9 protein-coding genes are annotated in these 12,763 nt (G+C 59.9%); 6 read left to right on the forward strand and 3 right to left on the reverse strand.

Annotated features, from left to right (window positions below):
• Positions 1-110: 110 nt before the first annotated feature.
• Positions 111-1,007: an AraC family transcriptional regulator gene (locus IBT46_RS04315; RefSeq protein ID WP_200544300.1), complete on the reverse strand. Its 897-nt coding sequence runs from the start codon at positions 1,005-1,007 to the stop codon at positions 111-113.
• A 279-nt stretch (positions 1,008-1,286) separates the two neighbouring features.
• Here IBT46_RS04315 and IBT46_RS04320 point away from each other — a divergent pair, with 279 nt between their 5' ends.
• The 5 genes from IBT46_RS04320 to IBT46_RS04340 all read left to right on the forward strand — a co-directional run bounded on the left by IBT46_RS04320 (position 1,287) and on the right by IBT46_RS04340 (position 9,300).
• Positions 1,287-3,434: a TonB-dependent siderophore receptor gene (locus IBT46_RS04320; RefSeq protein WP_200544302.1), complete on the forward strand. Its 2,148-nt coding sequence runs from the start codon at positions 1,287-1,289 to the stop codon at positions 3,432-3,434.
• A 9-nt stretch (positions 3,435-3,443) separates the two neighbouring features.
• Complete coding sequence (locus IBT46_RS04325; RefSeq protein ID WP_200544304.1) at positions 3,444-4,586, forward strand: ABC transporter substrate-binding protein; 1,143 nt, start codon at positions 3,444-3,446, stop codon at positions 4,584-4,586.
• Positions 4,587-4,589: 3 nt separating this feature from the next.
• The gene (locus IBT46_RS04330) at positions 4,590-6,305 is read left to right on the forward strand and encodes an ABC transporter ATP-binding protein (protein ID WP_200544306.1); all 1,716 of its coding nucleotides are present in this window, start codon (positions 4,590-4,592) and stop codon (positions 6,303-6,305) included.
• Positions 6,302-8,032, forward strand: a complete 1,731-nt coding sequence (locus tag IBT46_RS04335) for an ABC transporter ATP-binding protein (protein ID WP_200544307.1) — start codon at positions 6,302-6,304, stop codon at positions 8,030-8,032. Before IBT46_RS04330 ends, IBT46_RS04335 begins: the two co-directional genes overlap by 4 nt.
• A gap of 74 nt (positions 8,033-8,106) precedes the next feature.
• Entirely contained in the window at positions 8,107-9,300 is a 1,194-nt protein-coding gene (locus tag IBT46_RS04340; RefSeq protein ID WP_200544309.1) for an MFS transporter, read from the forward strand.
• Here the strand turns inward: IBT46_RS04340 and IBT46_RS04345 are convergent.
• Entirely contained in the window at positions 9,277-10,653 is a 1,377-nt protein-coding gene (locus IBT46_RS04345; protein WP_200544311.1) for an MFS transporter, read from the reverse strand. The genes IBT46_RS04340 and IBT46_RS04345 overlap by 24 nt on opposite strands.
• Before the next feature lie 183 nt (positions 10,654-10,836).
• Between IBT46_RS04345 and IBT46_RS04350 the strand changes: the two genes are divergently transcribed.
• Positions 10,837-11,733 (forward strand): LysR substrate-binding domain-containing protein, encoded by an 897-nt coding sequence (locus tag IBT46_RS04350; RefSeq protein WP_200544313.1) that lies wholly within the window; start codon positions 10,837-10,839, stop codon positions 11,731-11,733.
• 103 nt (positions 11,734-11,836) lie between these two features.
• Here IBT46_RS04350 and IBT46_RS04355 read toward each other — a convergent pair whose 3' ends face one another.
• On the reverse strand, positions 11,837-12,745 hold the full coding sequence (locus IBT46_RS04355) for an alpha/beta hydrolase (protein ID WP_200544315.1): 909 nt from the start codon (positions 12,743-12,745) through the stop codon (positions 11,837-11,839).
• Positions 12,746-12,763: the final 18 nt, after the last annotated feature.

Consider the following 12,763-nt stretch of genomic DNA (forward strand, 5'->3'; position numbering starts at 1 on the left):
GTCTTCCCCTTATTTATCACCCTGTTCAGAGGGTTAAAACATAGCGGGATGGTATTTTAGCGCCACCAAGAAAAATGAATGTCGATGGGCGAAATTCAGCTAAAGGTACGCTATCCGCGCAGGGATTTTGGCGAAACACCAAATTTTTTGCGAAAGGCGACGGAAAAATGCGCCGGGGTGTAGCCCACGCTGTAAGCCGCCGTGGATACGCTGACTTCCCCTTCGGTCAGCATCCGCCACGCGGTATCCAGCCGCAGATTTTGCAGATACTCAAACACGCTTTCACCGAACTGACAGCGGAAGCCGACGGTCAGCTTACGGGTGTTGAACCCTACGCTCAGCGCCAGTTCGGCCAGCGTCGGCGGATTCAGCATGCGTTCCGCCAGCAGCTTTCTCGCCAGATGCAGCTTGTCGATATCGCTGTTCGACAGACGCAGCGAACCTGCTTCCTGTACCGGCCGTGAGATCAAAGAATCCAGCGCATGGGCCATAATTTCCAGCGCCTTACCGGAAAGAAACAGCGCTCGGGACAATCCCTGCATCGGGCAGGTCGCCACCTGGGCATGCAGCGATTTGATGGTGGCGGACGCCTCCAGCACCAGCAGGCGCGGCCCGCTGAAGCGCCGGGACTGAAAAGACGCCTCCAGCTGCTGTTGAAATTCACTGTCGATATGGCTGGCGACGGCGGCGGGCGTCAGGGCGATGGTGGTGTAATCCAGCTGTCGGCCAGGCTCGAAGCGCTGGCGGCTCTCCCCTTCCTGCTGATTCCACACCGCGCAAACGCAGGGACCGGTGATGTGCTGCCTGCCGGAGCCGGGCAGATCGCAAAGCAGCTCCCCGCGATCGACGACGATAAGCTTCAAACCCGGTACTAGCTGTTCCTGTAACCATTCGTCTTTCTCAGGTCGTAGCGAACCGCTGCTCATGGCAATGGTGCCGTCAAACATGGCGTGGCTTGCAGGTAGAGGAAGCGCGCTTTCAGGCACGCTGTCGCTGAACTTGTTCATGGCACTGTCCGTTAATTTAGGCGGGTTTTCACCAGGCGTGGCAATCAACTAATGAAATCGATTCTCATTCTCACATTACCAGCCTCACCGCGTGTCGTCCACCTCAGGACGAAAGTCTTTTTTTGGTAACCTTATAATTAACATGCCTTTATTGACCATCACCACGATCAAAAATCGAAAGAAATAATCGCGCCAGCGAAAGCCTCCGGCGTTGCCGAAAATCCCCCGCTGGCGAGAATAGTCAGCGCTTATTTCACAGGAAAAGCCGGGGAGGCTCTGGTGTCTGACCATAACAAACATAAATTTTCAACGATCGCCGCCTGCGTGGCCCTTGCCACGCTCGGTTTGTCAGCGACACTTCGGGCGCAGCAGCCCGCCGATGAACAAACGCTGACGGTGACCGCCGACGACAGCGCAAAGCCGAACGAAGGCTATGTGGCAAAACAGAGCCGAACCGGCAGCCGTACCAACAGCTCGGTGGTCGCCACACCGCAGTCGCTGAGCGTGATCGGTCGCGATGAGCTGACCGACCGTAATGTGCAAACCACCACCGAAGCGCTGCGCTACACACCCGGCGTTTTTACCTCCACGTCGGCCATCAACTCTCGTTTTGACTACTTCAGCATTCGCGGCTTTGATGCCACGCTGAACGGCGCACTGCTGGACGGCCTGCGATCCACTTCAGCACAGTCCTACGTTCGCTATCAGCCCTACGGTATGGAAAGCATCGACGTGCTGCGCGGCCCGGCCGGGTTCATGTACGGCAGCGGTTCACCCGGTGGCGTGGTCAACGCCGTCAGCAAACGCCCCACCGAAGATTCTCGCCACGAAGTGGGCGTTCAGGTGGGCAATCATGGCCGCTATCAGGGGCAGTTTGATGTCGCCGGTCCGGTGACCGATGATAAATCCGTGCTCTATCGCGTCGTTGGCGTCGGCCGCGACAGCAATACCCAGTTCAACAACGTGCCGGACGACACGATGTATCTGGCACCGTCACTGAGCTGGAAGCCAAACACCGATACCTCGCTGACGCTGCTCTCCTCATTCAGCCGCGACACCTTTGGCCCGCCGCGCAGCTACACGCCGATTTACGGTACGCTGCTGAACAACCCGAACGGAAAAATCCCGCGCAACCAGTACCTCGACGGCAGTAACCTCGACAACCACATTACCCAGTTCAACGTCGGCTATGAGCTGGATCACCGCTTCGATAATATCTGGTCGGCGCATTCCGCCGCGCGCTACAGCTATACCGACCTGCTGACACAGACGTATTCCGGCGCGGGCCTGGATACGGATATGCGCACGCTGAAACGCAGTGCCTACCAGTTCGGCATTATTGGCAAGATTCTGGCGACGGATAACAACCTTAAGGCCGAATGGGATGCGGGCCCGGTGCGCGGCACCTCGGTGGTGGGTGTGTCCTATCGCCGCACCGGCGAGGATTACTACCTGAACTACGGGGCAGCGCCATCAGTTGATATCTACAACCCGACCTACGGCGGGCGCTTCACCACGCCAGCGACCACGTTCACCAGCACCTATCAGACCGCCGATGAAACCGGGGTGTATCTCAGTAATACGCTGGCACTGGCCGAAAGACTGATGCTCGACCTCTCCGCCCGCGAGGACTGGGCGTCGGTCCATACGGCTAACCGGGTGAGCAACACCAGCACCGATCAGAACGATCATCACTTCACCTGGCGTGCGGGACTGACGTGGCTGACCGATATCGGCGTGGCCCCGTACGTCAGCTACACCACCTCATTCGCGCCGGTACTGGGCACCAATAAGCTGACCGGAGCCACCTTTAAGCCGACCACCGGTAAACAAATTGAAGCCGGGGTGAAGTATCAACCGGAAAGCTTCGACGGCCTGTTTACCCTCGCCTGGTTCGATCTGGAGCAGAACAACGTCTCCACCACTGACCCGAATAACGCCCTAAACACCGTCCAGACCGGACAGGTAACATCGAAAGGTATCGAGGCATCCGCCAGCGCCAATATCACACCGGCGTTTAAAGTGATTGCCAGCTACACATGGAACGATCTGGAAAACAGCAAATCTGCCAACGAGAGTTTAGTGGGTAAAACCCCGACCGGACTGCCGGAACAGATGGCATCGCTGTGGGGCGACTACAGCATCCAGCAGGGGCCGCTGGCCAGCCTCGGCATCGGCGCGGGCGTGCGCTACGTGGACAAAACCTGGGCCGATTCCGCTAACACAATCCGCGTGCCGTCCTACACCGTGGTGGATGCCGCCGTGCACTACGATCTCGGCCAGCTGAACAGCTCGCTGAAAGGGGTCAGCGCCGCAGTCAACGTCAACAACCTGTTCGACAAAGACTATTACTCAACCTGCTCTTCCACCTCGTGCAATCAGGGCACCGATCGCACCGTCGTGGGCAGCGTCAGCTACCGCTGGTAAGGATATAACATGATGATGTTACTTCGGGCAGGCTCCCCTGCCCGCGGTACGTTCAACGTACTGCTAATGGTATTTCTGCTTGCAGCCTGCGCGCTGTTCACCACCGCCCGCGCCGCTGAAAACAGCAGCGTCACGGTGACCGACATGCTTAACCGCACCGTAACCCTGCCTGCGCCCGCGAAGCGCATCGTGCTGGCCGAAAGCCGCCACATCATGACGCTGGCGCTGCTGGATAACGATCCGCTGTCCAGTGTGGTAGCCTGGGGCACCGATCTGCAACGCTATTCGCCCGCCACCTGGCAGGCGCTGAAGCAGCGCTTCCCGCAGGCGGCATCGATCCCTGAGATTGGCGATCTGAACAGCGGAACGTTCTCAATGGAGGCGGCCATTGCAGCAAAACCCGACCTGGTGGTGTTTACGCTTTATGGCCCGATCCCGGACGGCCTGAGCAAACTGGATGCGGCGCATGTGCCTTATGTTTTTGTAGACTTCTTCCGTCATCCTCTGACCAAAACCGTTCCCAGCATGCGCATGCTCGGCAGGCTGACCGACCACGAAAAGCAGGCCGAGGCCTTTATCGCCTTTTACCAACAGCATATGGACGAAATAGCGAAGCGGGTGGCGAAAGAAACCACGCGGCCAACGGTATTCTTCCACCTTAACCCCGGCGGTGAAGAGTGCTGCTTTACCTCCGGCAAGGGCAATATGAGCGACTTTATTGCCGTGGCGGGCGGTGAAAACCTCGGTGTGAAAACGCTGAATCAGGCGATTGGCAAACTGAATCTGGAATACGTGCTGGCGCAGAAGCCGGACTTCTATCTGGCCGGCGGCGGTTCCAGCGTCAGCCGTCAGGGGCTGAACGTCGGGCCTGGCGTCTCAACAGCAGAAAGTGCCCGCTCGCTGAAGGCGATTGTCTCGAATCCGTCGCTCGCCAGCCTGTCGGCGATCCGCAACCACCAGGGCGCGGGGATCTGGCTGTTCTTCTTCGATAATCCGCTGTTCTTTATCGGCGTGGAGGAGATGGCGAAAATGCTACACCCGGCGGCCTTTGCCGATATCGACCCGGCAAAAACCTTCGACGAACTGAACCAGCGCTTCCTTGCCTTCCCGCTACAGGGTTCATTCTGGACCACGCTGAACGGCCAGGAGTAAAAAATGCAAAAGCCAGTTGCCGGTCTGACTGGCCCTTTACTGCCTCATCTGCTGCTCAATGGGATGATTCATCTGCTGATAATTGCCTGCTACGGTGCGCAGGCGTGGCTGACCGCCGATGCGCTTTACATGCTGATGCAGCAGGGGCTGGCCGCCGACATCGCTCCACCGCTGGTGATGCTGGCGGTGACGATCCTGCTGCGGGCACTGCTGCTGTGGCTGAGTGAGTATACCGCTCAGCGTATTGCGCTGGCCTGTAAGGTTCATCTGCGGGAGAGGCTGCTGAATCAGCTGGTGCGCTTTGGCCCCGGCCTCACGCTGCTGCATCCCGGCAGCGATATTCAGGGTACGGTTAACGGCGGCGTAGAAGCGATGGAAAGCTATTACAGTCGCTACCTCCCCGCCCTGTTGAGCGCGCTGTCTGGCTGTAGCCTGATTGTGCTGACGCTGGCCGTTGTCGACTGGCGGTCTGCCCTGCTGCTGGGATTTTTCACCCTGGCCTTTCCGCTACTCGACGAGCTGTGGATGCGCTGGCAGATGCCGAAAGCCAGTGGCGTATTTACTGCGATGGGCGCTTTTGCCGCCACGCTGCTGGATGCGCTACAGGGTCTGCTAACGCTGAAGGCATTCGGTGCGGTAACGGCGTGGCGCGCCCGGCTCGCCGGGCAGGCATCGGATTTGCGCAAGGCGTCGATGGCCACGCTGAAGGTGATCCTGATGCGCGGCGGCATTACCCGACTGGTCAGCCTGAGCGGCATGGCGCTGGTGCTGGTTTTCAATGCCTGGCGCGTGGTGGAAAACGATTTATCACCGTTTGTCCTGCTGCTGACGCTATTCCTCGCCCGGGAAGCGTTTCGCCCGCTTATCCGGCTGGAAAACGCCTTTCACACCGCCTGGGCGGCGGGCGGTGCCTTCGGCCCGATCAACGATCTGCTGACGTTGACGACGCCGGTCGATGAACCGCCGGTGCCAAAGGCAAAGCCGCAGCGCCATGATATTCGCATCGAACACCTCAGCTTTCGCTATCCACAGGGCAACCTGGCGCTGTCGGATGTCTCGCTGACGGTCGCCGAGGGGCAGTTCGTGGCTCTCGTTGGCCCCTCGGGTGCCGGTAAATCCACCTTCGTTACCCTGCTGCTGCGCTGCTTTGATGCCAATGCCGGTGCGATCCTCGTCGGCGGCGTTGATATCCGCCAGCTGTCGCTGCACAGCCTGCGGGAAATGATCGGCGTCGTTTCGCAGGAGGTGTTTCTGTTCCACGGCACGCTGGCTGAAAATCTGCGCATGGCTAAGCCGGGCGCCCGCGTTGATGAACTGATGGCTGCCGCCGAGGCCGCGCAGCTGGGTGAGTTTATTGCCGGGCTGCCGCTGGGTATGGATACGCCGATTGGTGAGCGCGGCGCGAACCTCTCCGGCGGGCAGCGCCAGCGGGTGGCTATCGCCAGGGCATTGCTGAAGGATGCCCCTATTTTAATCCTTGATGAAGCCACCTCCAGCCTGGATGCCGCCAGCGAACGAGCGCTGCGCGATGCCCTGGCCCGGCTGCGCAAACACCGAACAACAATCGCCATCGCCCACCGGCTGGAAACCATTCAGGACGCCGACCGCATTCTGGTATTCGACCAGGGTAAGCTGGTGGAACAGGGCAACCATCATCAGCTGAATGCTGCAGGTGGCCGCTACGCGCAGCTGATGGCCGCCCAGGGAGAAGCACCATGAAACAGCGCGTGCGCGGCGGCATCACCGGACTGCTGCGCATGATGCGTGGCCGGTATCGGCTGCTGACCATGGCGGTCATCTCCGGCGTGCTGGCTCAGGGTGGCACGCTGGCCTGCATGGCAATAAGCGGCTGGATTGTCGGTATCGCCGTAAGCGGCGAGACGGCCTTACTGCCCCGGGCATGCGGCTGGCTGGGAGTGCTGGTGCTGTTCACCGCCGCCGTCCGCTGGTGGCAGGCGTGGGTTTCCCACGATCTGGCCTTTGCGCTGATCGAGAAGCTACAAATGGCGATTTTCGACGGGCTGGAACGTTCCGCACCGGATAGCGCCAGCGGCCAGCGACTGGGCGATCTGGCGACCGTTGCCACCGCCGATGCCGAACTGATGGAGCGTTTTTACGCCCACACGCTGGCGGATTACGTCGGCGCGATTGTAGTGCCGCTGGCCGCACTGATCGCGCTGTGGCAGCTCGACCCGCTGCTGGCTGGCGTAATGCTGCCGTTTTTACTGCTGGTCGCGACCGTGCCGGTCTGGCTGGCGCACCGTGCTGCCTTACAGGGCCAGCAGATGATGCACGAGCAGGGGCAGCTGAATGCCGACACCGCTGAGTTTATCCACGGTCAGCGCGAGCTGGCGGCGTTTGGTCAGTCAGCCGCCTTTATGCAGCGCCTGCTGAAACGCTCCCGCCGAGTGGGCAGTATGCAGCAGCGCTACGGCTCCCGCAGCGGGCTGGAATTTGCGGCGGTGGATGCGCTAAGCGCGGGGGCGGTGCTGGCGCTGATTGCTGCCGCCAGCACGCTACTGCACGCGGACAGCCTCTCACCGCTGTGGCTGCCGCTGGTACTGGTGCTCGGTGTGGGTGCGCTGCTGCCGATTGTTGATGTGACGCAGACCGCCAGCCAGCTCGGTGAACTGCGGGCCGGTGCCGCCCGGATTATGCGTATTGTCGATTATCCCGCGCGGGTGAAAGACAGCGGTAGCGCACCGTCACCGGAGCGACACGATCTGGCCTTCAGTGCAGTGCGGTTTGGCTATGCCGCACAGCGCCCGGTTCTCCGGGGGCTGTCGGCGTCGATTCAACCCGGTGAAATTGTGGCGCTGGCGGGCCGCTCCGGCGCGGGAAAAAGTACACTGGTTCATCTGCTGCTGCGCTTTTATGACGTGGATGACGGCGGAGCAATAACTCTTGGCGGCACCGATATCCGTTCAATGCCGCTAACCGCTTTACGCCAGCTAATCAGCTGGGTGCCGCAGGAGGTGTATCTGTTTAACGGCACCGTTGCCGATAATATCCGCCTGGGCCGCCCCGATGCCAGCACACAGCAGATCGAAGAGGCCGCGAAGATGGCACAGGCACACGGCTTTATCAGCGCCCTGCCCGACGGCTATGACAGCGACTGCGGCGATCGCGGCAGTCGCTTTTCCGGCGGCCAGCGGCAGCGTATCGCCATTGCCCGTGCCCTGCTGACCGGTGCACCCGTTCTGATCCTTGATGAAGCCTCCGCCAGCCTGGATAACGAGAACGAGCAGGCCTTTCACCGGGCGCTAAACCGCCTGCGGGAAAAACGGACTATTCTGCTGATCGCCCATCGCCCGGCCACCCTGCGCCAGGCCGATCGGATATTGCTGCTCGAAAACGGGGTCATTGCCGAGAACGGCACGCATGATGCGCTGCTGGCGTCAGGAGGGAAATACGCCGCGCTGATAAAAAAGGTTGCCGCTGACTGACCCTCGCAGGCATCATGCTGCCCTCAGTCGCGGAGCTACCCGTACTCCGTTTGTCGTATTGCCGAAGACTCACCATGACCAATCGCTTTTTCCCGACCGCCGTCGGGTTGTATCTGAATTATCTGGTTCACGGTATGGGCGTGTTGCTGATCACCCTGAACATGCCGCACCTTGAGCAGCAGTGGCATACCGATGCCGCAGGCGTTTCGGTGGTGATTGCCTCACTGGGCTTTGGCCGCCTGATGGTGCTGTTTGTTTCCGGTATGCTTTCCGATAAATTTGGCCGCCGGCCGTTTATCCTGCTCGGTATCCTGTGCTACGTCGGCTTTTTCTTCGGCATTGTTTCGGCACAAAGCGTGGTTACCGCCTTTGCCTGCGGACTGCTGGCCGGGGTAGCCAACAGTTTCCTGGATGCCGGTACCTACCCGGCGCTGATGGAAGCGTTTCCTCATTCTCCCGGTACGGCCACCATTCTGATTAAAGCCTTTGTCTCTGCGGGCCAGTTTCTGCTGCCGTTTATCATCTGGGGGCTGATGCTGAGCCATAGCTGGTTCGGCTGGTCGTTTATGGTTGCCGCCGCCATTATGCTGGTTAACGGAATTTTCCTGCTGCGGCGGCCGTTCCCCGCTCACCGACCGCCACAGGCAGCCAGCCCCGGCGGCAAAAGTCTGATACTGGAAGACAGGCGCGCACTGGCCGACATCATCTGCTTTACGCTGTTTGGCTATATTTCAATGGCTACCTTCTACCTCGTCAGCCAGTGGCTGGCGCAGTTTGCGGAATTTGTCATTTTAATGCCGTATTCGGCCTCTATTCAGCTGCTCAGCGTCTATACCGTGGGGTCACTGAGCGGCGTATTTATCACCGCGCTGCTGGTAAACCGGCTGGTCAACTCGCTGCTTCTGTTGCGTATTTATACCCTTATCTCCCTGCTGGCGCTGCTGGCGATCAGCCTTTATCCCAGTGCGCGGATTATCGCGCTGTTCGCCTTTGTCATCGGCTTTTCGGCGGCGGGCGGCGTAGTGCAGCTGGGACTGACGGTGATGGCAATGAAGTTCCCGCAGGCCAAGGGAAAGGCCACCGGGATTTACTACAGTGCAGGCAGCCTCGCCACGTTTACTGTCCCGCTGATCACCGCCCGCCTGTCGCAGCACAGCATTGCCAGCATTATGTGGTTTGACGTCGGCATGGCCGGTGCAGGGTTTGCGCTGACCCTGTTAATCGGCGGGCGACGCCGCCTGATGCTAAGCGCGCGAAGAGTAAGTTAAGCCGAAATCCGGCAGAACCCAGAACAGGGTAAGCGCCAGCGCCAGGACATACAGCGGTACGGTCATCGCCAGCGCCAGATGCATGCCGTGCAGGGAAAACGTGCTGTTGCCTAAAAAGCTGCCCAGTATCGCCACCCCCATCACGCTTCCGCTCTGTCGGGCAGCGTTGATGATCCCTGACGTCACCCCGCCCTGACCGGGCAGCGCCGATGACATACAGACCGCCACCGTGGCCGGTGCCGTCGCCGACATACCAAAGCCAACCAGCAGCATGGGGATAAGCACCGCCGTGTAGGAGCTGGTTGAGTGGGTAAACATCAGCCAGATAAGCCCGGTTAAGGTCGTGCTCAATCCCACCATCATCGGCACGCCCGGTCCGGTTTTGGCTACCGCACGGCCACAGTAAAAGGCCGTCACCGCCATCACCACCGCCTGCGGCAGCAGCGCAAACCCTGTCGTGATGGTCGAGTAGGCTTTAACCTGTTGGAAGTAGAGGCTGATAACAAACAGCTGGCCGTAGAAACCTAAATTAATAATTAAGCCGACAGTCGTTGCCGCCGTAAACGCTCTGATGCGGAAAATCCCTTTTGGCAGCATCGGCGAAGCGGAAACCGCCTCGAGCAGAACAAATCCGGCTGCCGCTAAGGCACATAAAATAGCAGAGGTCATAACGCGCGATGAATGCCAGCCCACGGTGCCCGCGGTTATAAAGGTCCAGGCCAGCGCCCCCAGCGCGAAGGCAATCAGCAGCTGTGCCAGCGGCTTGATTTGGCGCGGCGTCACCTTCATTTCCGGGATAGTTTTCAGCGCCGCCCAGAGCGCGAAAATACCAAACGGCAGGTTAATATAGAAAGCGGAAGGCCAGCCAAAGGCGGCAATAAGTATCCCGCCAAGGACAGGACCGGTGGCGATGGCAACACCCCCGACGCCACCCCAAACGCCGAATGCCCTGGCGCGCTCGGCGGGCTGGGTAAAAATGCCCTGCAGCAGCGATAAAGAGTTAGCGACCTGTAGCGCCGCGCCGATCCCCTGAAGTACTCTGGCAAACACTAAGAATGGCAGCGACTGCGCCATGCCACAGAGCAGAGAGGCAACGGTAAAAAGCAAAACGCCAGTACAAAAAACCTTTTTGGGTCCGAAACGATCGCCCAGCGCCCCGGCGCTTAATAGCACGGCGGCAAAGGCGATGGTATAAGACGCAATCGCCCACTGTAACCCGCTAAGATTAACCCCCAGGCTCATTTTCAAACTGCTTAACGCCACATTGACCACGGTGGCATCCAGAGTGACCATAAAGAAACCCATTGAAACGATCGTTAATGCCGCCATGCGGTTTATTTCTCTGTTTTCCATTTTACCTGCTTTTTTATAACTGCCTGAATTGACATTGATTGACAGGAGTAACGTGCAACGATGACCATTGCCCCTACGTCCGACCTTATCGCGCACTCCCAGGCATGAAAAACGAGTTTTTGACACCTCAGCTTGATCGAATGTTATTCTTGCAGTTCATTTCCCGATTGCAGGTTTCCCTCTTTGAGAAGAACACTCCCCGGTATTTCGGCGCTGATCGCCTTTGAAGCCAGCGCCCGCCACAACAGTTTTTCACGGGCCGCAGCGGAACTGTTTATTTCAGAAGGGGCCGTCAGCCGGCAGATAGCGCGGCTGGAAGCGCAGCTTGGCAGTACGCTGTTCGTACGTCGGGGCAACCGCGTTGAGCTTTCCCGGCAGGGCCAAAGCTACGCGGCGCAGGTGCGTGAAATTCTGGGCAGGCTGGAACAGGAAAGCCTGCGGCTGGTCGCACAGCCCGACGATGGCGGTATCCTGGAACTGGCGGTGATCCCGACTTTTGCCAGCCGCTGGCTGATCCCGAGGCTGGATCGATTTCAAAAACGCTATCCGAATATCATCCTCAACCTGTCGGAGCGAACGAAGCCCTTCCCGATGTCCGGCAGTGGATTTGATGTGGTTGTGCATTTTACTCATCCTGCCTGGGTCGGCCATGTGGTCCAGCCGCTGTTCGCAGAAAACCTGGTGCCGGTTTGCCGCCCCGACCTGCTCAAGGGGCATATCAGCGGTGATGCCCCGCTGGTTCTGCTGCACAAACGCGGCACGCCGAATGCCTGGCGCGATTACGTTAACGCCAGCGGCCTGCCTGTTGCCAACGCCATCGCCGGTCCGCGATTTGATCTGTTCTCGTTGCTGATCGACGCGGCGATTGCCGGGCTGGGCGTGGCGCTGGTGCCGGGGATTTTTGTTGAGTCGGAGCTGGCAGCCGGTGCGCTGTGCATACCGTGGCAGCGGGTTGAAAGGGGCAATACGCTGGCGGTAATCACGCTGAACGATACCGCGGCCGATCCTAACCGCGATCGTTTTGTACAGTGGCTGGTGGACGAAGCGCAGCAGTTCTGCGCTGGCGATACCTCTCCATAATTCCGACAGGGCTGCCGTTTTCGGCTTTCGGGGGGGACAATCGCCAACGCGTCGGCAAGCGAGGAGAATGGCACCGTGGTTTCAGGTCCACGGCACCGGGCTCTTACTGTACCTCCGCCATTTGCAGCAGCGCACTGCGCAGGGAGGCGGGGAACATCTCTCCGTGGCGCAGCCCCGGAAACAGCTGCCAGGTCACGCCGACACCGTTATCGCTAAGCTCCGCGACGGCGACGCGTACGGCGGCAAGCGCGTCCGGCCGGTGCTCTTCGCCAGGGCGCGGCAGATCCCCGTCGCCCTCCAGCAGGTGCAGCCTCCTGCCCTTCGCTTCATCTTTGGTGACCGCGCCCAGCCGCTTGAGCAGCACGAAATCATCCTGCGCCACCGACGGGCTGGCGGCGAAGTAATCGTTAAATGATGGCGCGGAGAGAAAGCTGTCGAGCACCAGCAGCCCGCCGTAAGAATGGCCCCACAGCCCTCGCCGCTGCGCGTCAATCGGCAGCCCTTTTTCCACCTGCGGCGCGATGGTCTGCGTCAGCAGCTGGCGAAATGCGGAGCTGCCGCCGCCTTCCCGGCCGCCCCGATTCTGCCGATCGCGCCAGTGCGCCGGGGTGTAGTCATAAGCGCGGGCCAGCTGATCGAACGGCAGATCGGTCTGATATCCGACGGCCACCAGCACCGGCGGCGTTCCTGCCGACAGCTGCCGCAGCAGATCGTCGGAAAGTTTGTCCATTGCCGCGTTGCCGTCCAGCAGATACAGCAGCGGATAGCCCGAGGCGGGCGGTGCTTTGTCCGGGATCGCCGTCCACACTTTGTAATGGCGGCGACCGTCGGCGGAGTCAAACTGGCGGACGGTGAAATGGTAATACGCCGATCCCCGGTCGGCGATATTCGGCCCCAGCGGGGTGAGATTCGGTCGGGCAAAGCTGTTACCTGCACCAAGCAGCATAATCGTGAATACTCCCAGCCGCGCAATGACGCGGCATATTTGCCGGTGATCCGGTCGATGATTCATTGTTTCTGTTCCCTGAAA

It is taken from the genome of Erwinia sp. S38 (assembly GCF_016624545.1).
Classification (GTDB): domain Bacteria; phylum Pseudomonadota; class Gammaproteobacteria; order Enterobacterales; family Enterobacteriaceae; genus Erwinia; species Erwinia coffeiphila.